At 54.2% G+C, this 21457-nt stretch carries 26 protein-coding genes; 8 read left to right on the top strand and 18 right to left on the bottom strand.

Going from position 1 to position 21457, the window contains the following annotated elements; all coding sequences use genetic code 11:
- The first annotated feature begins 10 nt into the window (after positions 1-10).
- On the top strand, positions 11-922 hold the full coding sequence (gene rdgC / locus C7434_RS00580; protein ID WP_133745040.1) for a recombination-associated protein RdgC: 912 nt from the start codon (positions 11-13) through the stop codon (positions 920-922).
- Between the two features lie 33 nt (positions 923-955).
- Here rdgC and ppnP read toward each other — a convergent pair whose 3' ends face one another.
- The 3 genes from ppnP to aroL form a co-directional block, all read right to left on the bottom strand.
- Complete coding sequence (gene ppnP, locus C7434_RS00575) at positions 956-1246, bottom strand: pyrimidine/purine nucleoside phosphorylase (protein WP_006117582.1); 291 nt, start codon at positions 1244-1246, stop codon at positions 956-958.
- Positions 1247-1400: 154 nt separating this feature from the next.
- A complete protein-coding gene (locus C7434_RS00570; protein ID WP_133745294.1) occupies positions 1401-1592 on the bottom strand; it encodes a YaiA family protein in 192 nt (63 codons plus the stop codon).
- A 111-nt stretch (positions 1593-1703) separates the two neighbouring features.
- A complete protein-coding gene (aroL, locus tag C7434_RS00565) occupies positions 1704-2228 on the bottom strand; it encodes a shikimate kinase AroL (protein WP_006117584.1) in 525 nt (174 codons plus the stop codon).
- Between the two features lie 282 nt (positions 2229-2510).
- On the opposite strand from aroL, the gene C7434_RS00560 reads away from it, so the two are divergent.
- Positions 2511-3218, top strand: a complete 708-nt coding sequence (locus C7434_RS00560) for a DUF2076 domain-containing protein (protein ID WP_006117585.1) — start codon at positions 2511-2513, stop codon at positions 3216-3218.
- 1 nt (position 3219) lies between these two features.
- Here C7434_RS00560 and C7434_RS00555 read toward each other — a convergent pair whose 3' ends face one another.
- Positions 3220-3669, bottom strand: coding sequence for a YaiI/YqxD family protein (locus tag C7434_RS00555; RefSeq protein WP_006117586.1), 450 nt, complete (start codon positions 3667-3669; stop codon positions 3220-3222).
- A gap of 279 nt (positions 3670-3948) precedes the next feature.
- On the opposite strand from C7434_RS00555, the gene proC reads away from it, so the two are divergent.
- A complete protein-coding gene (proC, locus tag C7434_RS00550) occupies positions 3949-4761 on the top strand; it encodes a pyrroline-5-carboxylate reductase (protein WP_033738612.1) in 813 nt (270 codons plus the stop codon).
- 47 nt (positions 4762-4808) lie between these two features.
- On the opposite strand, the gene C7434_RS00545 is transcribed toward proC, so the two are convergent.
- From C7434_RS00545 to iraP, 3 genes are all read right to left on the bottom strand, one after another.
- Positions 4809-6341: an FAD-dependent oxidoreductase gene (locus C7434_RS00545; RefSeq protein ID WP_058708266.1), complete on the bottom strand. Its 1533-nt coding sequence runs from the start codon at positions 6339-6341 to the stop codon at positions 4809-4811.
- Between the two features lie 223 nt (positions 6342-6564).
- Positions 6565-6867 carry a PsiF family protein gene (locus C7434_RS00540; protein WP_006117589.1) on the bottom strand — a complete coding sequence of 101 codons (303 nt, stop codon included), beginning with the start codon at positions 6865-6867 and terminating at the stop codon, positions 6565-6567.
- Positions 6868-6983: 116 nt separating this feature from the next.
- Positions 6984-7238 (bottom strand): anti-adapter protein IraP, encoded by a 255-nt coding sequence (gene iraP, locus C7434_RS00535; RefSeq protein WP_054634421.1) that lies wholly within the window; start codon positions 7236-7238, stop codon positions 6984-6986.
- A gap of 699 nt (positions 7239-7937) precedes the next feature.
- Here iraP and C7434_RS00530 point away from each other — a divergent pair.
- Positions 7938-8189, top strand: a complete 252-nt coding sequence (locus C7434_RS00530; protein ID WP_006118140.1) for a biofilm development regulator YmgB/AriR family protein — start codon at positions 7938-7940, stop codon at positions 8187-8189.
- Positions 8190-8201: 12 nt separating this feature from the next.
- Here C7434_RS00530 and C7434_RS00525 read toward each other — a convergent pair whose 3' ends face one another.
- Together C7434_RS00525 and C7434_RS00520 are read right to left on the bottom strand one after the other, a co-directional pair.
- Positions 8202-8522, bottom strand: a complete 321-nt coding sequence (locus C7434_RS00525; protein WP_006118139.1) for a hypothetical protein — start codon at positions 8520-8522, stop codon at positions 8202-8204.
- 208 nt (positions 8523-8730) lie between these two features.
- Positions 8731-9027, bottom strand: a complete 297-nt coding sequence (locus C7434_RS00520) for an I78 family peptidase inhibitor (RefSeq protein WP_058701165.1) — start codon at positions 9025-9027, stop codon at positions 8731-8733.
- Between the two features lie 481 nt (positions 9028-9508).
- Between C7434_RS00520 and C7434_RS00515 the strand changes: the two genes are divergently transcribed.
- The gene (locus C7434_RS00515) at positions 9509-10156 is read left to right on the top strand and encodes a type II CAAX endopeptidase family protein (protein WP_033738779.1); all 648 of its coding nucleotides are present in this window, start codon (positions 9509-9511) and stop codon (positions 10154-10156) included.
- Positions 10157-10247: 91 nt separating this feature from the next.
- Positions 10248-11261: a LacI family DNA-binding transcriptional regulator gene (locus tag C7434_RS00510; RefSeq protein WP_033738604.1), complete on the top strand. Its 1014-nt coding sequence runs from the start codon at positions 10248-10250 to the stop codon at positions 11259-11261.
- 25 nt (positions 11262-11286) lie between these two features.
- On the opposite strand, the gene C7434_RS00505 is transcribed toward C7434_RS00510, so the two are convergent.
- From C7434_RS00505 to C7434_RS00490, 4 genes are all read right to left on the bottom strand, one after another.
- On the bottom strand, positions 11287-12717 hold the full coding sequence (locus C7434_RS00505; RefSeq protein ID WP_110268590.1) for a glycoside hydrolase family 1 protein: 1431 nt from the start codon (positions 12715-12717) through the stop codon (positions 11287-11289).
- 12 nt (positions 12718-12729) lie between these two features.
- Entirely contained in the window at positions 12730-13044 is a 315-nt protein-coding gene (locus C7434_RS00500) for a PTS lactose/cellobiose transporter subunit IIA (protein WP_133745039.1), read from the bottom strand.
- 3 nt (positions 13045-13047) lie between these two features.
- Positions 13048-14358 carry a PTS sugar transporter subunit IIC gene (locus C7434_RS00495; protein ID WP_033738601.1) on the bottom strand — a complete coding sequence of 437 codons (1311 nt, stop codon included), beginning with the start codon at positions 14356-14358 and terminating at the stop codon, positions 13048-13050.
- 85 nt (positions 14359-14443) lie between these two features.
- Complete coding sequence (locus tag C7434_RS00490; RefSeq protein WP_006118087.1) at positions 14444-14752, bottom strand: PTS sugar transporter subunit IIB; 309 nt, start codon at positions 14750-14752, stop codon at positions 14444-14446.
- A 401-nt stretch (positions 14753-15153) separates the two neighbouring features.
- On the opposite strand from C7434_RS00490, the gene C7434_RS21875 reads away from it, so the two are divergent.
- Positions 15154-15324, top strand: coding sequence for a hypothetical protein (locus C7434_RS21875; RefSeq protein ID WP_006118086.1), 171 nt, complete (start codon positions 15154-15156; stop codon positions 15322-15324).
- A 107-nt stretch (positions 15325-15431) separates the two neighbouring features.
- A complete protein-coding gene (locus C7434_RS00485) occupies positions 15432-15662 on the top strand; it encodes a hypothetical protein (protein WP_006118085.1) in 231 nt (76 codons plus the stop codon).
- A gap of 304 nt (positions 15663-15966) precedes the next feature.
- Here C7434_RS00485 and C7434_RS00480 read toward each other — a convergent pair whose 3' ends face one another.
- From C7434_RS00480 to C7434_RS00460, 5 genes are all read right to left on the bottom strand, one after another.
- Positions 15967-16395 (bottom strand): OsmC family protein, encoded by a 429-nt coding sequence (locus tag C7434_RS00480; RefSeq protein WP_006118083.1) that lies wholly within the window; start codon positions 16393-16395, stop codon positions 15967-15969.
- Positions 16396-16440: 45 nt separating this feature from the next.
- Positions 16441-17628, bottom strand: a complete 1188-nt coding sequence (gene lldD, locus C7434_RS00475) for an FMN-dependent L-lactate dehydrogenase LldD (protein ID WP_133745038.1) — start codon at positions 17626-17628, stop codon at positions 16441-16443.
- A complete protein-coding gene (gene lldR / locus C7434_RS00470) occupies positions 17628-18398 on the bottom strand; it encodes a transcriptional regulator LldR (RefSeq protein WP_133745037.1) in 771 nt (256 codons plus the stop codon). The genes lldD and lldR overlap by 1 nt, the downstream gene beginning before the upstream one ends.
- Positions 18395-20050 (bottom strand): L-lactate permease, encoded by a 1656-nt coding sequence (gene lldP, locus C7434_RS00465; protein WP_033738598.1) that lies wholly within the window; start codon positions 20048-20050, stop codon positions 18395-18397. Before lldP ends, lldR begins: the two co-directional genes overlap by 4 nt.
- 219 nt (positions 20051-20269) lie before the next feature.
- Positions 20270-21430 carry a cyanate transporter gene (locus tag C7434_RS00460; RefSeq protein ID WP_133745036.1) on the bottom strand — a complete coding sequence of 387 codons (1161 nt, stop codon included), beginning with the start codon at positions 21428-21430 and terminating at the stop codon, positions 20270-20272.
- Positions 21431-21457 lie beyond the last annotated feature (27 nt).

Genomic DNA, 21457 nt, shown 5'->3' with positions numbered 1-21457 from the left:
AGGAATCCTGATGTTGTGGTTTAAAAATATGATGGTTTATCGTCTGAATCGTGACATTCCGTTGTCCGCAGACGACATGGAAAAACAGCTTGAGGCATTCACCTTCTCGCCTTGTGGCAGCCAGGACATGAGCAAGACCGGTTGGGTGTCACCGATGGGAAACCGCAGCGACGCGCTGACCCATGTGAATAACGGTCAGATTGTCATCTGCGCGCGCAAAGAAGAGAAAATTTTGCCTTCACCGGTGGTGAAGCAGGCGCTGGAAGCCAAAATTGACAAGCTTGAGGCAGAGCAGAGCCGTAAGCTGAAAAAAACCGAAAAAGATTCGCTTAAGGATGAAGTGCTGCACAGCCTGTTGCCGCGTGCCTTCAGCCGTTTCAGCCAGACGTTTATGTGGATCGATACCGTTAACAATCTGATCATGGTGGACTGCGCCAGCGCGAAAAAAGCCGAAGATACGCTGGCCCTGCTGCGTAAAAGCCTGGGTTCACTGCCGGTTGTACCTCTGACGCTCGAAAGCCCGATTGAACTGACGCTGACCGAATGGGTACGTTCCGGCGATCTGCCCGCAGGCTTTGCCCTGATGGATGAAGCCGAGCTGAAAGCGATTCTGGAAGACGGCGGCGTGATTCGCTGTAAAAAACAGGACCTGGTATGCGACGAAATCGCCAACCATATCGAGGCCGGCAAGCTGGTGACAAAACTGGCGCTCGACTGGCAGGAACGGATTCAGTTCGTGCTGTCGGATGATGGTTCCGTGAAGCGCCTGAAATTCAGCGATACGCTGCGTGATCAGAACGACAATATCGATCGGGAGGATTTTGCTCAGCGCTTCGATGCCGACTTTATCCTGATGACCAGCGAACTGGCCGCCCTGACCAGTAATCTGATTGAAGCGTTGGGTGGTGAGGCTCAGCGGTAAAACAGGCGGCCGCAAAAGATGCGGCCGTTTTTTTCAGTCTTTCAGATAGCGGCAAAGATAAGAGCTGGGCTCGCCTACCTGCAGATGAAACTCGCTGTGACCCGGCACGTTAAATACCGATCCCGCCTCGAACCATTTCCACTCTGTTTCCCCCGGCAGCAACACTTTCATTGATCCACTGACCACGGTCATCTCTTCCGGCTGGGCAGTGCCAAAGGTATATTCGCCTTCTGCCATCACACCAACGCTGGCACGACCGGTGCTCGCACTGTCAAAACCGATGGATTTAACTTTTCCGTCAAAATACTCACTTACGTTGAGCATAAATCTTCCTCACAGCACATTAGGGTGACTGGCAGTGTAGAAGCGAACTTGCTGATCTGTCACGCGAAATAATGAGCGAATGTGATCGCTGGCGGTGACAAGGGGCGGGGATAAGACGGGCGCGCATCGACGGCATCCTTGCCAGCGCGACGGCTTAGTCTTTTTCTACATCTTCGTAACGTTGTTTCGCATCATGCGCTTCCTGCTCTGAATCGTGCTCACTGATGAGTGAGTCCGGCTTCGGATGATCGGCTCGCAGTTGCCAGGACGTGACTTTTTTACCTTCGGGGCCTTTTTCCACGGTCACAACGCGCGCTTCTCTGGGGTAAGGAGGTCTTGACGGCATCATTTGTCCCTCTTGGCTGAATGACATTCCACACGACAGGCGGTTGCCCGTCATGGAATAAGTATAGTCAAAAAGGCGTAAATCGCGGCGGGAAGGAGATAAATCTGACGGTTAGCTGGCGCGTGCCAGCGATAACGACTGCAGAATTTGCTCTACAACGCGTTCCGGCGGCTGCATCGCGTCCACTTCATGATGAGCGGCCATACGGTACAGGTGGGCACGGGCGCGCAGCACCTCTGTCATCTCTTCTGCGATGGGCCGTCCGGTCAGCGTCGGGCGCTGCGCAGCTTCAGGCTGGCTTTCCAGACGTCGCGCAAGCACCTCAGAAGGCGCACTTAACCAGATAACCTGACCATGTTCGCGCATATAGCGGCGGTTGACCTCTGCCAGCACCATGCCACCACCGGTCGCGATGATGGTTGAGGGCGCCGTCACGGCTTTCAGCGACTCGGTCTCCCGCGCACGAAAGCTTTCCCAGCCTTCCGCCGCGACAATTTCAGCCACGGTACGCTGGGTCGTGAATTGCAGGTGGTGATCGGTATCGCGGAAGGCATAACCCAGCGCATGAGACAGGGCTTCACCGATGGTGGTTTTTCCGCAGCCGCGCGCACCAATCAAAAAAATGGACAAGGACATCTGGGCACTTCCTCCGCCGTACAGCCCATAACAGCTGCAGGTCTGGCTTAAATAATACGCGCATCATAGCGGGAAATGATGGCGGCCTCTACCCATTGAGCGTATTTTACGCACAGTCAGACAAACCATTGCATTAAGCTTTTTATAAACAATGAATTAACCATGCACATTTTGTGCATGAACACCGTATTTTTGTCTCTGCAACATTTGCTTACCGCCACGAATTTACATTGCTGCTCATCGCCCCCATATACTGTTTACAGTCGCAACGGGAGAGTAATCATGCAACGCGAAGAACAACAACTGATTGAAAATCTGTTCAGCCGTTTGAAACAAGCGGAAAGCCAGACAGCGGCGCGCGATGCTGCTGCCGAACAACTCATCAAACAACACCTGCAGGAACAACCAGGCGCGCCCTACTACATGGCGCAGGCCATTCTGATTCAGGAAGCGGCCCTTAAAAAACTTAATGAACGTATTAAGGAACTGGAAAACCAGCTGGCGCAACAACAGGCGCAGCAGCAGCCGAAGAGCAGCGGTGGATTTTTATCCAGCCTGTTTGGCGGCGGCAGCGCCCAACCGCAGCCAGCTCAGCCGCAGTGGAACAGTGCGCCGCAACAGGCACCGCAACCGCAGCAACCTTATGCCAGCGCCCCGGCGCCACGTGGCAGCGGCTTCCTGGGCGGTGCCCTGCAAACCGCCGTTGGGGTGGCAGGCGGTGTAGTCATGGCCGATATGCTGACCAGCATGTTCCATCATTCTCAGCCGCAGGAGATCGTTAACATCATCAACGAGCAGCCGTTGCCGCAGGTGGACGACAGTCTGAATACCTTCAACGGTGGCAACGATCAGTCGTTCCTTGACCAGAACGGGGCGGATAATCAGTCTTTCCTGGATCAAAGTAACGGCTGGAGTGATTCCTACGCCGACAACGGCGACCTGAATGATTTTGGCGGCAATGACTTCGACGACGACGACAACTTCGTCTGATTTAGCGCTGGCGTTGTCGGAGCCAGCTGTCTAGTTCATTGGCAAACTGCTGGCGGTCCCGTGGGCTTAATGCGGCGGGGCCGCCTGTCTGAACACCGCTGGCGCGCATGGTGTCCATAAAATCGCGCATGGTCAGTCGTTCGCGAATGGTTGCTGGTGAATAGCGTTCCCCGCGTGGATTCAAGGCTGCCGCGCCCTTCTCAATCACTTCCGCGGCCAACGGAATATCGGCCGTAATCACCAGATCGCCGACGTTTACGCGCTTAACAATCTCATTGTCCGCCACATCAAATCCCGCAGGCACCTGCAGTGTTCGCAGCCAGGGCGAAGGTGGCACCCGCAGGGACTGGTTAGCCACAAAGGTCACCACGGTTTGCGTTCTGTCCGCTGCCCGGTACAGCACGTCCTTAATCACGTTAGGACAGGCATCAGCATCAACCCAGATAGCCATCGTTATTCCTTGTTCTGCAAAAGAGTGACGATGGTAACCTGTTTTGCTGATCGGGTTGAGTGAAAAACACAGCCTCTTTAACGCAGAACCTGCTTTAGTCGACCTGGCTGCACCGCCCATGCGCCTTAATGCGCAGCGCACCGCGCCATGCCCTGGCACGGTTAAACGCCTCCGGTCAGCGGGGGGACAGCAGGCCGTTCAGCACAGGGCTAACTTGTTATTAATCCTGTCTGCAGTAAGCTACATCGTTGATATGTGTAAACAGCGAAGGAGACGGTGATGCAGGAAAAGAAAATCGGATTTATTGGCGGAGGCAACATGGCCAAAGCCATCATTGGCGGCCTGATAAACAGCGGGCAAGTTGCACCGTCAGCGATCTGGATTTATGACCGTAAAGCCAGCACTAATCAGGAAATGGCCGAACAGTACGGTATCCATGCGGCTGAGAGCGCAGAAGCGCTGGCGCAGCATGTTGATGTCCTGTTTGGTGCGGTAAAACCGAACGTCATCCTCAGAGTTCTGAATGATCTCGCCACCTGCATGAAAAAAGAGACGCTGGTTGTCTCCATTGCGGCAGGCGTTACCCTGGACAATCTGGCCTCCGTACTGGGACACGATCGAAAAATCATTCGGGCCATGCCGAATACCCCGTCTCTGGTGGGAGAAGGGATGACCTCGGTCACGCCCAATGCGCTGGTTGAACAGAGCGAACTCGATGAGGTCGTTGCAATGTTTAAAAGCTTTGGCCAGGCGGCGGTAGTGGATGAATACCTGATTCATTCCGTGGTGGGCGTGAGTGGTTCGGCACCGGCTTACGTGTTTATGTTCATTGAAGCCATGGCCGATGCTGCGGTGGCAGGTGGCATGCCGCGGGCGCAGGCCTACCAGTTTGCGGCACAGGCCGTAAAAGGTTCGGCACAGATGGTACTGGAGACCGGCAAACACCCGGGCGAGTTAAAAGATATGGTCTGCTCGCCGGGCGGCACCACGATAGAAGCGGTCAAAGTTCTGGAAGAAAAAGGTTTTCGCTCCGCCGTGATTGAGGCGATGCAGCAGTGCATGGCGAAATCAGAGAAGCTGAGCCGCAGTTAACCCGCGGCGTCTGGCAACGGCAGTGCGCGTTGCCAGGCGCATCCCCACTAGCCGGCGGAACGGTAGTCCTGATAAAGCGCCAGCGCCTGCTTCACCGTCATGGGTTGCTGCATGTTGTCAACCAGCGCGGCGGTCAGAGTGTAAAGGCCACAGGAGAAAACCGCCGCCAGTTGCCCTTCTTTGCCATAAAACGCCATGAATTCCTTTTCTTCCAGCGAGCCCACCGACTGGTAGTCATCCCAGTCCGCCGCATGGCCAAGATATTCATAGCGCGTACCATAGTGCGCGGTCCAGAAAAACGGCACCCGATCAAAGTGACGGATATTGCCCAGCATATTGATGGCCGCTGTCTGTCCCTGTTGTTCGGCAACACGAAAGTGTTCGATTCGCAACGGCCCCTGGGGAGAAGGATACGTGGCGATATCGCCTGCCACCCAGACATTCTCGGCCACCCGGAGTTGTTCGTCCGTTTGCAGGCTGCCATCCTCCAGCAGCGGCAAATCATGAATAAAGTGTGTGGCGGGTTTAACGCCGGTCGCAAACAGCACCACATCGGCGGCAATATGCTTGCCCGTTTTTAGTCGTACCGCGTTAACATGGTCTTCGCCCAGCAGGGCATCGATCTCGCCTTCGATAAACTTTACGCCGTTCGCCTGATGGAGCTGATAAAAATAGCGACCCACGGCTTCGCCAAACTGTTTCGCAAACGGCAGCGGATGACGCGCAATGACGGTGACATCAATGTCGCGATTACGCAGTGAGGAGGCCAGTTCCATGCCGATAAAGCTGTTGCCGATAATGACAATCTGTTGAGTGTCATCGACCGCCTGCAGTAAGTCTGCGGTGTGCTGTTTACTGCGCAGGATATGAACGCCAGCAAGATCGCGCCCGGCCAGCGCAGGTTTGACGGGCGCGCCACCTGTGGCAATCAGGAGCTTATCGAATTGCAGCGTCGTACCGTCAGCAAATATTATCCGGTGCTGATGGTTATCAATCCGCTCCACGCGCTTTTGCAGGCGTTCTACGTGCGCCATGATGTCCTCACCCAGCAGTGAGGGCACCTCATCGATGTCCATTTTGCCCGAGGGGACAAATTTGGTTAACGCCGTGCGATCATAGGGTGCATCAGGCTCCTGCTCAATCAGGATCAGCCGCCCTTTAAACCCCTCGTGACGTAACCGCCATAGCGCCGCACTCCCGGCTGCGCCACCACCCAGCACGACAAAGACCGGCGCAGCGGCTCCACTGCCTATCGCAGTCGCAGGCGACATGGCTTTGGGATTCACCAGAACCGCCTCGTTTTCAATGCGCACGGGATACTGTTTGAGATCGGCCAGCGCGAGCGGCTCACACATTTTGCCACTGTCCAGTTCAAAAGTGGCTTTATGCCAGGGACAGATCAGCCGGTTTTCACAAATGGCACCCTGCTCAAGGGGTGCGCCGGCATGGGGACACTTCGCCTGGTAAGCGTGTACGTTGTCGCCATCACGAATTAACAGCAGCTCTGTTTCCCCGAGCTTTTTTTTAACCGGCTGGCGGTGCGGTAAATCCTTCAGAGCGACCACAAATTGATAGTTCACGACATAGCTCCTTCTCCGACTGTCACGGCTGAACGCGCAGATCAACAGGGCTTCTGCGCAAATGCCTGTAAACAGTAAGTGTGGCAAAGGATCGGCCAGACTCCGGTTTTAACGTCAGGATTTTTTTCTAACTGTTTGTTTAAGCGGAAATTAAAAATACGTGAGGATGTGACAGCGCAGGCAGGAGAAAACTAAAGCGGCCACCGAAATGGCCGACCGAACGTTAACTTTTCTTCAGACACTGACTCATGAAGGTTTTGCGTGCTTCCCCCGTCAGCTTTTTATCACCGGCCTGCAGATTACAGGTTTTCATTTTTACCTGCTGCGGCGACATGTCGGCGACCTTACTGTCCTTTTTCAGGCAATCGCTCATAAATTTCTTTCGCACATCGCCTTTCAACGCTTGTGACGTGGCATGTTCATTACACATGGCCATTTTTTGCTGTTGTGGCGTTTTTTCAGCCGCACTGGCGCTGCCGCCCACCAGTAAGCCTGCTAACACTAGCGTCATTAAACCGCGTTTCATTGTATTCACTCCCTCTTGATGAAAACAGATTAATTCTGGCACGTTACACGCTATACGGAATACGTTTATCAGGGAATAAGGCAGAGATCGCCAATCTGAATTGTCGGTGGCACTTTTCAGATACGCGGACGATTAAGTAAGCGCGTGACATAACGTTTTAGCAGGACCGTATTTTTATCATTATGATCTACACCGGCATTCATCATGGCGGTTTCAATACTGCTGACGATAGCGTGATGCTGCTCGGGTGGAAGCAAACGCAGCATCGCGGTAACCACGATTTCCAGCGCTTCGATCTGTGCAACCTGCTCTTTTGACGCCTCTTCTTTTTCTGCCAGGGTGATTAGCAACTCAGCAATCAGGTTTTTCATGCCGGGGCCCCTTCGTGTAAGACAAATAAAAATTAGCATTCGTCAGATTAAAAAACAAAGTGATTTTTCAGCCCGCTTTGCGCCCGACTCAGGCCATTTTGTCGCTACGGTTTTATTGCATTTATTTTGCCGGAAAACGAAACGTTGTTATCGCAATGAAATAACACGCTGACTCACTCAGTCGAAATAAAATAAAGATTCCCGGCTGGCTTTTTTTAGCAGAGATTCTTTTCTTACAAGCGATAACGGCCGTTTTCATTCCCGTTAACGTGAGAAAAATCTCCCCGCGATTGCGGGCATTCGGTCCCCCTGTTCCTTAACCTTCCACCTGGACAACAGGATCCTCACGGCCCGATAATGACGGGCTACTCAGCCCTTTGGCTGCGCCAAAAACGCACCTGATTCCGTGCAACAGCTTGTCTTTCATCAAGATAATCTGAAAAAATGCCTTATTGCATATTGGCACTATTCGATTTTCACTCATCACATCTGAAAAATATTTCAGGCTGTTACTGACAATCCTCTCTGGCCCACCTATGTTTAAAAAACCGCCAGGTACGGGCGGGACGTTGGCTGTTCTGACCAACGAAACGCTCCCGATAAAACCCTTGCCGTTCTTTCCGGGAGCCCATCATTCAGTAGCTTCTGCCTGCTGCGCCGTTGCGCACCGGGCAAAGGGTCTGTTTGCGGAGACGGGGAATGAGCGTCCAATCTAATAGTGCCAGTCGTGCTATCACTGATTACTTCAACAGCCCGGACTGGAACGTGCTGCCGGAGTCCGATCTGCTGGCCGTTATCCTGCGTGAACTGATGGAAGCAGGCCAGCCGACAACGAATAAGGCAATAATCGCACGCGTCATTAATAAACTGGAGTTTGAAGGGGATGAGCAGCGCCTGCAGCGTTACCGGGGTTTACTGGCCCAGTTGATGGAAGCGCGGCCACGTGAGTAGGCCGCCTTTATGCTATTTCACCCAACGGAGCTGACGGGCTTCACTTACACTGGCACGGCCGCTGCTGCGTTGAAACAGGCAGAGTTCACGCCCACGCCGGTTTTTCATTTGCTTCTGTGGGTAATGCCCCTCAAGTAACAAGGCGCTGTAACCCACGCTGTCATCATAGTCGATGGGCTGTCCCACGATTTTTACCTTACTTAGCGTACTGGCATTAATACAGGCCTGCCGCATGACCTGCTGGTTTTCCTGCCATGCCGTCGGGCTGGAAGCCAGTGCGACCGGACTGATCAGCAACAGTAATGACAGTGAGAGGCGTGGACGAGAGTACATGCGTTGCTCCTTCCAGACTGAGCCAGAAAAAAATTCCCGCCAGAGCGGGAATAAACAAGACGAGCATTGCAAATTGATGTGACGAGGAAATCCCGATCCTGCTGGCTCAGTGCGACCAGACGACCACAGGCTGAAGACAGCAGAATACCGGCCTTATCTTCCCCTGTCCCCATGACACCTCAATGACAATGCGCGGTTTATTTAACGCTTAACCACAATAGACCTGGGTGATAGTACCGCTTTTGTCTGCCAGAAAGTTCAGGCGGGCGAAATTAAAATCCATCGTGACGGCAGAATTCCACGGAATGGCGCGCACCTTTTGACTGAAACGCTGTTGCTCAAGGGCGGACAGCGGTTTGCCGACAAAGTTTTGGTAATGAGAGGCACCGCAACTGTCCGCTTCCTTGCCGGGCGGGACGGCTGCCGTATCAGGCTGCGTGGTGGACTGACAGGCCGTCAGCAGTAAGAAGCCGGTTGCCACCATCACTTTTCCGTAATGATTCACGTATGTTCTCCTGTAATCGTGTTAAACCCTGACCTGAAGCGTAACAAGCCCCACCACCGGGTTGAATCGTTAAAATCAAGCGATTCACACATTATTAAGCATTAAATGCTGCCTTATTGCCAGATAACCAGTGTAAAGGCACTTACCGTTCAGAATTTCAAATACAAGGCGCTAACCTTACTAAGAATTATCTTAGGAGGCTACTATGGAACTTGTTATTTTTATCTGCTTTGCCGTCGTGATGACACTGATTGCGGTTCGGGTGCGATAAGCGACCCGTTCGCGGGTGCGGTTTCACGCCTGACAGGCTGGGCGACCTGACAGGCGACAGAGTGTATCGTAGGCAAAGCACTGATTTTTAATTGATTAACCCAGACTCATTTACGTAAGGTAATAAACAGCTAACATTGTGTGATCGGCTCTCTCGACAGCGATTTGAGGCATTGCTACTATGCGCTTATCTTCGCTGGCTGGGTCGCCTATGAACACCAATTCCGACAGAGTGACGTTGACACTGTTTTATGTCGGCAGCTTTGTTGTTTATTACCTCGTTACCATGTTGATTACCCTGTTTCCTAATTACGGAATTCTGCGTAATGACGGTTTACTGGTGCCTGTGCTTTGCCTGTTTGAATTTGCCGTTATCTATCCGCTGTATCGCTTTTATTGCCAGCGTCGTACCGATATTCCTCTGGGCTTTTTGCGTTCCGGTCAGACTTTACTGTTTATTGGCGCGCTGTTTATTTTAATGGTGGCACAAACGCAGTATTTGCAGCCGGAAGGCTGGCTGGTCGCACAAACTCAGCAGGGGCCCAGTTCGATGCTTATCCTGCTGTTGACCGCCGTCTTACTGGCTCCTGTGTTTGAGGAAGTGTTGTTTCGCGGCTTTTTATTACAGGGATTTCTGTTGTGGGCACCTAACAGCCGTTTTGCCTGTGTATTACTGACCTCGTTACTGTTTGCGCTCATGCATACGCAATATGTCCACTGGGAAACGGTGGTGGCGCTGACGCTGTTTTCTATGCTGCTTTGCTACGCCCGTCTGCGCAGCAATACGCTGGCCCTGCCAGTCTTTCTGCATACGCTGAATAATCTGATTGCGATTCTGCCTGCCTGGTATTTCGCCTGATCCCGCTACCCTTTTTGTTACCGGGTCATCACTAACCTGCGTAAAATCAGCGTGTATCTTTTACTAACAGGGAAGGATGGTCAGAAAGCCCATGATTACCATGCTGGATGTGGCCCGCAAGGCCGGCGTCTCTAAAGCCACCGTCTCGCGCGTGCTGGCGGGAAATCGCTACGTCAGTAAGAGTACGCAACAGAAGGTCTTTCAGGCTGTGGCGGAAACCGGTTATCGCCCTAACCTGCTGGCGCGTAGCCTGGCGACGCAGAAATCCCAGAATATCGGGCTTATCGTTACCCATTCTTTATTCAATGGGCCTTACTTCAGCGAATTGCTGTTTCAGGCTGCTACGTTGACGAATAACTATGGCCGGCAGCTTATTCTGGCGGATGGTAAAACCAGCGCTGACGATGAACGTGCCGCCATTGAGTTTCTGCTCGACCTGCGCTGTGACGCCATAATTATCTATCCCCGTTTTCTGGATACCGCGGCGCTGGATGCCATTATTGAGCAGCACGCCATTCCCGTTATGGTGGTGAATCGTCAGCTGCAGCGTCATCCGGCACACTGCGTCTGGGCCACCCATCAGCAGAATACCTTTCAGGCCACCCGCTATTTGATTACGCGCGGCCATTACGACATCGCTTTCATTACGGGTCTGGCAGGCTCGCCGACCGCTGCGGCCCGCCTGGCCGGTTATCAGCAGGCGCTTGACGAGCATGGCTTAGCGGACCGTGCGCTGATCGTGCAGGGTGCATGGACGCCCGCCAGCGGCATGGCGGCGGCAAAAACGCTGCTTGAATCGGACATGCCATTTAGTGCACTGATGGCCAGTAATGACGATATGGCTATTGGGGCCGCGCTGGCGCTGAACGCTGCGGGCAAACGGCTGCCGGAGGATGTCTCCCTGCTGGGCTTTGATGATATTCGTATGGCGGAATTTTTTCTGCCGCCGCTCACCACGGTACATGTGCCGGTCGCAGAGATGATTCAGCACACGCTGGCGCAGCTGGTGGCGATGCTGGAAGGGGAAGCGGTCACGGCCTTGCCGCCGTTTAGCGGTCACCTGATCGAACGGGCCTCGGTCACTGACGGGCCTTATAAACAGTAAGGCGCGGCATCCCTGCCGCGCACCATCAGTAGTCGACAGAATCGTTCAGCGTTGCCCCATTACTGCGAATCAGTTTCTGGTACCAGAAAAAACTCTTCTTACGGTAACGTGCCAGATCCTTTAAATCTTTTTCATCGCGGTTGACGTAAATAAAGCCGTAACGCTTGTTGATGCCCTGATGCGTACTTACCAAATCTATTGCCGACCAGGGACAATAGCCAAACAGTTCCACACCATCGGCAAGTGCCAGCTGCAGTTGCGCAATGTGTTCGCGCAGATACGCAATACGGTAATCATCATGTACCTTATTATCGGCCTCCAGCCGATCAAAGGCACCCAACCCGTTTTCGGTCACGATAAGCGGCAAAGCATAGCGGGCATAAATCTGGCGCGCCGTAATGCGAAAACCCACCGGATCGATATACCAGCCGAACTGATTTTGCCGGAGATGCGGATTGTCACATCCCACATAAACCGACCGATCAATGCCCGCCATTTGCTGATCGGGCCGAGGTTTATTTTCGCTTTGCTCACCCTCGCCTTCGGCTCCCACCGTCGCGGACGCATAATAATTAAAGGCGATAAAATCCGGCTTGCCTGCGGCGATGATAGCCATGTCATCGTCTTCGATCGTCGGTAACCAGCCGCGCTGTTTCAGGAAAGCCCAGACCACGGCGTTATAGCGACCATGGACCGCCAGATCCAGATAGAGCCAGTTGCGAATTGCAGAGAAATTATCGGCTGCCAGCACATCTTCCGGCCGCGCACTGGCGGCATAGACGCAGGAGATATTGGGTGCCGGGCCAATTTTGGCATCCGGCAACCGTTCATGGCAGGCGATCATCGCTTTCGCCTGTGCCAGCATCATATGATGATTCTGCTGATACAGCGTTTTCTGCGGATCGGCGGTGCCGGGTGGCAACGTACCAATCACATCGCCCTTGAGGATCATCATGTTCTGTTCGTTGATGGTCAGCCAGTACTTAACCTGACGACCATAGTGCTCAAAGCAGGTGATGGCAAAACGCTCAAAGGCCGCCACTGTACGCCGTGAAGACCAGCCGCCCGCCTGCTGCAACGCCCAGGGCAAATCAAAATGATAAAGGGTGACCAGCGGCGTAATGCCGTACCGACAGAGTTCATCGATCACCTGCTGATAAAAAGCCACGCCCGCCGGGTTCAACGCACCATCGCCCTCGGGATAAAGACGGCTCCAGGCAATGGAAAAGCGGTAGGTTTTTAATCCCATCTCCGCCAGCAGCGCGATGTCCTCTCTGAAACGATGATAGTGATCGCTGCAAACGGTAAAATCGGTAAGGTCCTGATGAAAGGTTGCCTGGTCAATGACGGAAGGCCCTTTGCCCTCTTCATTCCAGGCCCCTTCAACCTGATAAGCTGAGGTGGACGCGCCCCAGAGAAAGTCCCTGGGAAACGCGGGCAATGTCGAATGTTGCATATAACCTCCTGTTTAACGTGCGGCTAACTCCCGGCGCAGTTGAATGATCTCCTCAGCCAGTTCGCGACAGAGCATTGCGTTCATCAGGTGGTCCTGAGCATGGACCATAATCAGACTGACCGGAATCTTTCCGCTGCCCTCATCAACGCCAATGAGCTGCGTCTGCGTTTGATGGGCTGCTTTGGCCGCCGCGGTTGCGGCACTGAGCATACTGTCCGCCTGCGCCCAGTTTTGCTGCCGCGCCGCCCGCAACGCCTCCATTGAACAGGAGCGAGCTTCGCCTGCCTGGATAATCAGTTCGATTACCGTGCTTTCATCAATTTCCATGGGTTACTCCTTAACCGGTTGCGCTGCGGCAGAGGGTTGCTCTTGCTGCAGCAGTTGACGCTCGTACATTTTGAAAAACGGGTAGTAGATCAGCGTGGCAATAGTGACCAGCACGGCAATCAACACAATGACGCGCCAGTCCCAGCCGGTTGACCAGGCGGCCCCAATGGGGGCGGGCGTCGTCCACGGAGCCAGTGAGATCACGTGATTAATCAGGTTCGTTTTGGTGGCGATCCAGGCAATGACGGCGTTGACTAACGGGGCAAGAATAAAAGGGATAAACAGAATGGGGTTCATCACGACCGGTGAACCAAAAATCACCGGTTCGTTGATGTTGAACATGCTGGGCACCACACTCAGTTTTCCAATCGATCGCAGATGTGCTGACTGACTGCGTAAGTAAAGCAACACCAACCCCATCGTCGAACCGGAGCCACCGATAACAATAAAAAACTGCCAGAAGGGTTCAATAAACACGTGGCTGATGGGTTCTCCCGCGTTCAGCGCCTGCTGATTCAGACCGAGATTGGTCAGCCAGAAAGCCTGCAATATGCCCCCGACAATCACCGCCCCATGAATGCCTGCAAACCACAGCAGATGGCACAGCAGTACCGCCACCAGCACGGCAGGCAGCGAATCGGAGGCAGAGATGATCGGCGAGAAAATAGCCATGATGGCCTGAGGCAGCAACATGCCGAACTGCGCCTGTACCCACAGGCTCAGGGGAAACAGCGTGATAAAAATCGTGATAATCGGGATGAGCAAATCGAACGACTGACGGATCTTCGGCGGCACCTGCTCGGGCAGTTTGAAACCGATGTTGTATTTCTGCAGAACGTGCATCAGCTCGGTCGCAAAGAGCGCGACCAGAATGGCGGTAAAAATGCCCTCCCCGCCCAGCGAACCAACCGGCAACGTTTTGCCGCTCTGCGGTGCCGCCACCACCAGAAACGCCATCAGCGACAGACTGGCCGCCATAAAGCCATTCATCTTATAACTGTTCGCCAGGTTATAGGCGATGGCACTGGCGATATAGAGCGCCATAATGCCCATCGTCATGTTGTACGGCATCATGATTTGTTCTTCATGCGCCTTTACCATGCCCAGCCACCACTGTGCGAACGCCCAACTGCTGTCTGCCGAAAAAGGCGGATGAGCAAACAACAGCATAAACGAGCCCACGATCAGAAACGGCATGGAGGCAATAAATCCGTCCCGGATAGCGATGACATGACGCTGGCTGGAAAGACGGCCCGCCAGTGGGCTAATACGGTTTTCGATGACGCCGAATAGAGATTCACTGAAGTGGCTCATTGCCTGACTCCTTGCTGAGGCAAAAGAGAATAACCTGCCTGACGCAGTGCGGGTTTCGCGTGATATATCCCGGACCTCCCTGGTGTCAGGTATGGATAAGCTTTAGTGCGTCGCTTAATATTTTTTCACCATTCATCATGCCGTAATCCATACTGTTGATGACCGCAACCGGCTTGCTGTATTGCTGGGCGATCGGTTGAAAATCGGCCAGCTTGTATTTGATTTGTGGCCCGAGCAGGCAGCAGTCGTAATCGGCAATATCGTCTCTAAACTCTTCAATTCCCACAGCTTTTATCTCGACGTCCAGCCCTTGCTGTTGCGCCGCCTTTTCCATTTTCTGCACCACCATACTGGTGGACATGCCCGCAGCACAGCACAGTAAAATCTTCGTCATGGTGTATTCCTCTTTGTGGTGAATGATTAACGAATACACAGGGTGAAAATTTTCTGCAACCGGTTTCAGATTTGCGTATCAGAAGTGTGAGAAGTATCAAAACGCGAGCATTAAAGAGATTGAGGGCGAATAAACACCTGAATAAGCCTTATCAGGAAGCCCGTTTCTCGTCATGCTGAGGCAATAAAACGGCGGTTCACTCAGCCATATCGTCGGCGCTGTCCATCGCAGTGATGGGTAAGAATTCACTGCCTGATAAGCGGGTAACGCGTATAATTGCTCAGAGCAATCCGATACCGACTGCCGTGACACGGGCGTCCGGCGGCAATTAGCTATACTGGTGATATATAAAGGAACACTCACCCTTCTCGCAGTACGCGGACCGGGATAAGGAGTCGGTTATGTTAATTGGTTTTGTGTTATTGGTCAGCGCGTGTGGACACGATGCCTGTGAAGCTTTACCGGTGTCAGAACGCATTTATCCGACGAAAACCGCCTGTGAAGTCATGGCAAATCGTATCCATAAAGTGCGTCCTAACGTCGTGCTGATATGTGGCGAAGTGCATCGTTAAGAAAGCGGTACAGGGCGAATGGCACAAAAAGTAGCCGATGACATTGCAAGGTTGCCGCTTAACGTTCAAAATATAAGCTGTTCTACACCAACACAGTTGTGAATCCCATGAAAAGTAGTCGTCCCCGCCGTCCTACCGGGCGTTGGGTTTATTACATTTTGTATGAAGGCATTCTGTGGCCCTGTCCGGTTCGCTGGGAATGGGAAAGCGGATACGGTGGCTGGCTGCCGTTTTACTACTCACCTACGTTTGAGTTTGTCGCGGGCGATCCCGGCAAGGCGTACCGTATTGCGCGCACGGATGTACGTGTGAAGCGGAGTGAAGAGATTTACGCCTGATTGCTGTCATGCATTCCATGGCAGCCACGAGGCGGTAAGAAGGAAACAGATTACCTCCAGCAGCAGTACCACCATCAGCAACACGCCGAGTTTGTGGCGCGACAGCCAGGATTTCAGCCCCATAGCATTGCGGCCCTGTGGATCAGCAGCAGTCCGCCACCCATGCTCAGCAAAACCCGCCCCCCTTTTCCGTCTTTTTTGCCATTTCAGTGTTCGTCTGAAGAAAGCGAAAATGCGCCCTGAGGCGCATCCGGATGCTGCAAGATTACCGCGGGAGCCGCCAGAAGGCGACTCAGGTACGCAATCAGTTATTCAGCGTGTAATCGAGTGTGATTTCTGCATTAAGCACCTGCGAAACCGGACAGCCGGCTTTAGCTTTATTGATGATTTCATCAAAGGTGTCGTTATCAATGCCCGGCAGCGAGATGGTGCTGGTCAGCGCCACTTTCGTAATCGCGAAGCCTTCACCTTTTTTGTCCAGCGACACATCGGCACTGGTATCAATGCTTTCAGGTTTATGGCCTGCGTTACCTAACATGAGCGACAGTGCCATTGAAAAACAGGCGGCATGTGCTGCGCCGATAAGCTCTTCCGGATTGGTGCCTTTCTGCCCTTCGAAACGGGTGTTAAAGCCGTAAGGTTGCTGGTTCAGTACACCACTTTCTGTGCTGACTGTGCCTTTGCCTTTGATATCGCCTTCCCAATGCGCCGAACCTTTCTTATGAATGGTCATATCATTCCTCCTGTTGGTAAAGAAGGTAAGTATAGACAACGTCGCTCAGTTTGCCGGGCATGAGGCCGGATGCAGGGCCACTTCGCCCAGCAACGCATTCGCCTGCACCAGCGACGTCTGGTTGATATCGGCTATACACTTAGCGCCTGTTAAGGTCATCGCGACTTTCATTTCGTTTTCAATCAGCGTCAGCAGATGTTCGACGCCACGTTGGCCATGTGTGGCCAGCGCGTAAACAAAGGCCCGTCCCAGCAGAACAGTATCTGCGCCCAACGCAATCATGCGCACCACATCAAGCCCATTACGGATGCCGCTGTCGGCAAGAATCGTCATATCCCCCTTCACCGCATCCGCGATGGCCGGTAAGGCACGAGCCGAAGACAACACGCCGTCCAGCTGGCGTCCGCCATGGTTTGAGACCACAATGCCATCGGCACCAAACCGCACCGCATCGCGGGCATCTTCCGGATCCAGAATGCCTTTAATCACCATTGGCCCGTCCCAGAACTCACGGATCCATTCCAGATCTTTCCAGGAAATCGACGGATCGAAATTCTTTGCCAGCCAGCCAATATAGTCTTCCAGCCCGGTCGGTTTGCCCAGATAGGTGGAAATATTGCCCAGATCGTGTGGTCGGCCCTTTAGCCCAACATCCAGTGCCCAGCGTGGGTGCGTGACAGCCTGCCAGTAGCGGCGCAGGGCCGCGTGCTTGCCGCTCATGCCCGAGTGCGCATCGCGATAGCGTGCGCCCGGCGTTGGCATATCAACGGTAAATACTAATGTGGTACAGCCCGCCGCTTTTGCCCGCTCAAGGGCGTTACGCATAAAGCCGCGATCGCGCAGCACGTACAGTTGAAACCACATGGGCCGACTGATTTGCGGTGCCACTTCCTCAATCGGGCAAACGGAGACGGTCGATAAGGTAAACGGAATCCCTTTGCCCGCCGCAGCGCGCGCGGCCTGCACTTCCCCCCGACGCGCGTACATGCCACACAGCCCAACCGGTGCCAGCGCGACGGGCATGGACAGCGTTTCACTGAACAGCGTGGTTTCCAGGCTGAGCGCCGACATATTCCGGAGAATGCGCTGGCGCAGCGCCACGTCTGACAGATCGGCAACATTCCGCCGTAGCGTATGCTCTGCATAGGCACCGCCATCCAGATAATGAAACAGAAAAGGCGGTAAAATGCGCTGCGCGGCGGCGCGATAGTCACTGGCGGCAGAGATGATCATCAGCGGTTTTCCTTGTGATTGTGCAGGTCATGACCCGGCAAACGCGTAATTCGCGCCTGCCTGGCTTCGTCTTCATCAAGTGTTTTCATCGTGGTGTGGACAAAACCCAGATGATCCATGGCGGCTGACCGGGCAGCCTCGGCATCGCCCAGTAAAATCGCGTCGAGCATCGCCCGGTGCTGATCGGTCAGGCGGTCAAAAATCACGGGTCTGATGTACATCAGCTTACGACTGTGCAGCATGGACGAGTGCAGTAAATCGAATAACCCCCGCATGGTTTGCAGCAGCGCGATGTTATGTGAGGCTTCTGCGATGGCCAGATGAAAGCGCAGATCGGCCTGCCCGGCCAGATGGGGATCGTCACTCTCTTTCATCGCCAGCGTAGCATCAAAGGCGTACCGCAGACGCTCTTTATCTGACTCGGTAGCCCGTAGCGCCGCATGCCAGGCCGTGCTTCCCTCTATCGCATGGCGCGCTTCAAGAATGTCGTAACGGTAGTCTGGATCGTTGGCGAGAAGCTGACGAATGGGCTCGACGATGCGCTGCTCAGACCAGGGCTCCTGCGGCTGACGCAGCCAGGTACCGTCACCGCGCCGACTCATCAAAACGCCGCTGCTGATCAGTTGCTGAATAGCTTCACGCAGCGACGAACGGGAAACGCCCAGCGCGGCCGCCAGCTGACGCTCGGCGGGCAAACGCATGCCCGGCTCAAGCTGATGATCGCGGATATAGTGCTTAAGCCGCATCGGTAAGGGATCGTTTGGTGTCATGGGATCATCCAGGGAAAAACGTATGCCTGCAGCGTGGTCATCACCCCAACCAGGCCGGTGAAGATCAGGCTGTGCTTTACGGTGAAGCGGAACAGATCAGACTCTTTGCCGACCAGACCGACCGCTGCACAGGCAATAGCGATCGACTGGGGAGAGATCATTTTACCGGTGACGCCACCCGTGGTATTCGCTGCCACCAGCAGGATATCGGAAACGCCAATCTGCTGCGCCGTGGTGGCCTGCAACGCGGCAAACAGCGCGTTGGAGGAAGTATCCGAACCGGTAAGAAACACGCCAAGCCAGCCCAGAAAGGGGGAGAAAAAGGTAAAGGCATGGCCCGTGTGCGCTAAGGCCAGCGCCAGCGTGGCTGATAAACCCGAGTAGTTCGAGATAAAGGCAAAGGCCAGCACCATACCAATAGAGTAGATGGGCAACATCAGGGATTTCAGTGTTTCGACAAATGTCCCGACTGCCGCTCTGGGTTTCATTTTCAGAAAGATGATCGCCACAATTGCCGCAATCAGAATGGCAGTGCCGGTTGCAGACAGCAGATCCAGTTTAAAAATGGCGGGCCAGGCGCTGGGCTGTGCCACAACCGGCGGTATCCGGGTAATCCAGTCATGCAGGCCAGGGACGGGAATGCTCATCACCCAGTTGGCCAGTGCACCCCCTTTGGCAAACAGCGCTTTAAAGGGCGGGATACTCCACAGCGTTACCGTTGCGGTGAGAAACAGGAAGGGCATCCAGGCGCGAATGACCTGCTTTGTCGTATACGTCTGCTGACGTGCGGGTTGCGTCGCCGTCTGATTTTCGGCATCGCTGAAGCGAAAGATGCGAACCGGCTGCCAGACGCGCAGAAACAGAGTCAGGGAAACCAGTGATGCCAGCGAAGAGATAATATCGGGTAACGCCGGGCCCAGGAAATTTGAACTCAGGAATTGTGCTATCGCGAACGACCCACCCGCAACCATCACCGCCGGCCAGGTTTCTTTCACCCCGCGCCAGCCATCCATGATCGCCATGATCCAGAACAGCACGATGACGGTTAAAAAAGGCAGCTGGCGTCCGGCCATCTGACCGATGGCAAAGCTGTCCAGACCGGTAACCTGCCCCGCCACAATAATGGGAATACCCATCGCACCAAACGCCACCGGCGCAGTATTCACGATCAGGCATAACCCTGCGGCATAAAGCGGATTAAAACCCAGCCCTACCAGCAACGCAGCCGTGATCGCCACCGGCGCACCAAAGCCTGCCGCGCCCTCTAAAAAGGCACCAAAGGAAAAACCGACAATCAGCATCTGTAAGCGCTGATCCGGCGTGATCGACAAGATGGACGCGCGAATGATATCGAACTGCCCGGTCCTGACCGAGATTTTATAGACAAAGACCGCGGCCACGATAATCCAGGCAATGGGCCACAGACCGTACAGGAAGCCGTAGGCCGCTGAGGCCAGCGCCTGCTGCCACGGCATATGATACAGCAGCAGCGCAACTCCCAGCGCCAGCATGACAGTGATGGTGGCAGCCTGATGGCCTTTCATCTTTAGCTTAATCAACGCAAAAAAGAAAAACAGAACAGGCAGTAACGCAATCAGGCTGGAGAGCCAGATGTTATTGAGCGGATCATAATTTTGCTGCCAGACCTGCATGCCGTTATCTCCAGAAAGGTGATGAGAGCGATGCGCGACGGGCATAAACACAGGGCGCATCTGTCACGCCCGCTCTGCTTATTGGTCCTACCAATTTTGCCAGTTGGGGCTTATCCGTTACATATACTTAACCCGCTGTTAACCCAAGGCAACAGTTACGGCTTTAATTTTAACGTTATGTGAAGCACTGAAAAGGTTTAGCTGTTTTGGTCGGACCAATCACGGTTGTGGAAAGGCGTATTTGTAACTTTGCGGATGAAAACGCAGATTCAACCCGACCAGCCCAATCGTAACGCCGCACTGGAGCCACCAGATCGTGGAGAAATCCCCGGTCAGTGCATGTAACTGACCGGCGATAAAGGGCATACTGCCGGCAATAATAAAGCCAATCCCTTGCATGAACGCCACCAGTCGTCCGCCCGCCTGCGGATGCGCCAGATGGTCCAGCGCCAGCACCAGCGTCAGGGGAAAAGCACCACCCAGCCCCACGCCCGCCATTCCCACCCACAGCCATGGATGGTAAAGCGGTGCAAACAGGAGGCCAAGCATACCGCTTAGCTGAAAAATCAGCGTTAACAGCAACAGCGGCCGTCGATCCGGGCCGCGCGTCAACAGCGGAAACACCATCGCTCCGCCGACCTGGCAGGTAATCATCACGCCCAACAGGCTTCCGCCCGCTTGCGCGCTCCAGCCGAGCTGATGGTAGAAATCAGGCAACCAGGCCACGCAAATGGCATAACCGCCATTCACTAAACCAAAGCTGAGCGCCAGCATCCAGGCGCGCGCGTTGCGCCATAGTGAAGGCATCACGACCGACGCGCGCGCTGGCGACGTCACCCCGGGCATCCATGCCCAAAGCAGGATGGCCAGCAGCGCAGGCACGGCCCAACTGCTGAGGGCCATCTGCCAGCTCAGGTGAGCACTTAACCATGGTGTTAATGCGGCACCCAGTCCGCCCCCGCCCATCAGGGCCGCAGACCACAGCCCGGTCATCATCGCACTGCGTTGTGGAAAGCGTTGGCGGATAAAGCCCGGCATCGCCATTTGCACTATCCCGATACCAATGCCGCCCGGTAGCGTGCTCCCTACCAGCGATTCGCCTTGCGCTACAAAAAGGCGGCTGAGGAGCGCCAACACTAATAGCGCCAGTCCGCCACACAGCAGTCCGCGCAGTTGAACACGCTGCATAAGTGGTGCGCTGATTAACGCTATCGCTCCCATCATCATGGGAATCGCAGGCAGCAGTGACGCTGCCAAGGCGGAGAGTCCAATGCTTTCGCGTAACTGATCCAGCAACGGACTGACGGAGGTCATCAGTGGACGCATATTCAGTCCCGCCAGCACCAGGGCGGTAACGATCACAATATTCTCTTTTTTCATGGGCCATCCTGGAAGTAAACCTTGTCA

The sequence above is a fragment of the Pantoea sp. PNA 14-12 genome, assembly GCF_004364735.1.
In the GTDB taxonomy this organism is placed as follows: domain Bacteria; phylum Pseudomonadota; class Gammaproteobacteria; order Enterobacterales; family Enterobacteriaceae; genus Pantoea; species Pantoea stewartii.
The sequence above is the reverse complement of the archived record's forward strand: the minus strand, read 5'-3'. Positions and strand labels throughout refer to the sequence as shown.

What these genes read in the sequence shown, in the direction of transcription:
- rdgC (WP_133745040.1), top strand. Translation starts at nt 11, where the DNA reads ATGTTGTGGTTTAAAAATATGATGGTTTATCGTCTGAATCGTGACATT.
- ppnP (WP_006117582.1), bottom strand. Translation starts at nt 1,246, where the DNA reads ATGCTCAACGTAAGTGAGTATTTTGACGGAAAAGTTAAATCCATCGGT.
- C7434_RS00570 (WP_133745294.1), bottom strand. Translation starts at nt 1,592, where the DNA reads ATGCCGTCAAGACCTCCTTACCCCAGAGAAGCGCGCGTTGTGACCGTG.
- aroL (WP_006117584.1), bottom strand. Translation starts at nt 2,228, where the DNA reads ATGTCCTTGTCCATTTTTTTGATTGGTGCGCGCGGCTGCGGAAAAACC.
- C7434_RS00560 (WP_006117585.1), top strand. Translation starts at nt 2,511, where the DNA reads ATGCAACGCGAAGAACAACAACTGATTGAAAATCTGTTCAGCCGTTTG.
- C7434_RS00555 (WP_006117586.1), bottom strand. Translation starts at nt 3,669, where the DNA reads ATGGCTATCTGGGTTGATGCTGATGCCTGTCCTAACGTGATTAAGGAC.
- proC (WP_033738612.1), top strand. Translation starts at nt 3,949, where the DNA reads ATGCAGGAAAAGAAAATCGGATTTATTGGCGGAGGCAACATGGCCAAA.
- C7434_RS00540 (WP_006117589.1), bottom strand. Translation starts at nt 6,867, where the DNA reads ATGAAACGCGGTTTAATGACGCTAGTGTTAGCAGGCTTACTGGTGGGC.
- iraP (WP_054634421.1), bottom strand. Translation starts at nt 7,238, where the DNA reads ATGAAAAACCTGATTGCTGAGTTGCTAATCACCCTGGCAGAAAAAGAA.
- C7434_RS00530 (WP_006118140.1), top strand. Translation starts at nt 7,938, where the DNA reads ATGAGCGTCCAATCTAATAGTGCCAGTCGTGCTATCACTGATTACTTC.
- C7434_RS00525 (WP_006118139.1), bottom strand. Translation starts at nt 8,522, where the DNA reads ATGTACTCTCGTCCACGCCTCTCACTGTCATTACTGTTGCTGATCAGT.
- C7434_RS00515 (WP_033738779.1), top strand. Translation starts at nt 9,509, where the DNA reads ATGAACACCAATTCCGACAGAGTGACGTTGACACTGTTTTATGTCGGC.
- C7434_RS00510 (WP_033738604.1), top strand. Translation starts at nt 10,248, where the DNA reads ATGATTACCATGCTGGATGTGGCCCGCAAGGCCGGCGTCTCTAAAGCC.
- C7434_RS00505 (WP_110268590.1), bottom strand. Translation starts at nt 12,717, where the DNA reads ATGCAACATTCGACATTGCCCGCGTTTCCCAGGGACTTTCTCTGGGGC.
- C7434_RS00500 (WP_133745039.1), bottom strand. Translation starts at nt 13,044, where the DNA reads ATGGAAATTGATGAAAGCACGGTAATCGAACTGATTATCCAGGCAGGC.
- C7434_RS00495 (WP_033738601.1), bottom strand. Translation starts at nt 14,358, where the DNA reads ATGAGCCACTTCAGTGAATCTCTATTCGGCGTCATCGAAAACCGTATT.
- C7434_RS00490 (WP_006118087.1), bottom strand. Translation starts at nt 14,752, where the DNA reads ATGACGAAGATTTTACTGTGCTGTGCTGCGGGCATGTCCACCAGTATG.
- C7434_RS21875 (WP_006118086.1), top strand. Translation starts at nt 15,154, where the DNA reads ATGTTAATTGGTTTTGTGTTATTGGTCAGCGCGTGTGGACACGATGCC.
- C7434_RS00485 (WP_006118085.1), top strand. Translation starts at nt 15,432, where the DNA reads ATGAAAAGTAGTCGTCCCCGCCGTCCTACCGGGCGTTGGGTTTATTAC.
- C7434_RS00480 (WP_006118083.1), bottom strand. Translation starts at nt 16,395, where the DNA reads ATGACCATTCATAAGAAAGGTTCGGCGCATTGGGAAGGCGATATCAAA.
- lldD (WP_133745038.1), bottom strand. Translation starts at nt 17,628, where the DNA reads ATGATCATCTCTGCCGCCAGTGACTATCGCGCCGCCGCGCAGCGCATT.
- lldR (WP_133745037.1), bottom strand. Translation starts at nt 18,398, where the DNA reads ATGACACCAAACGATCCCTTACCGATGCGGCTTAAGCACTATATCCGC.
- lldP (WP_033738598.1), bottom strand. Translation starts at nt 20,050, where the DNA reads ATGCAGGTCTGGCAGCAAAATTATGATCCGCTCAATAACATCTGGCTC.
- C7434_RS00460 (WP_133745036.1), bottom strand. Translation starts at nt 21,430, where the DNA reads ATGAAAAAAGAGAATATTGTGATCGTTACCGCCCTGGTGCTGGCGGGA.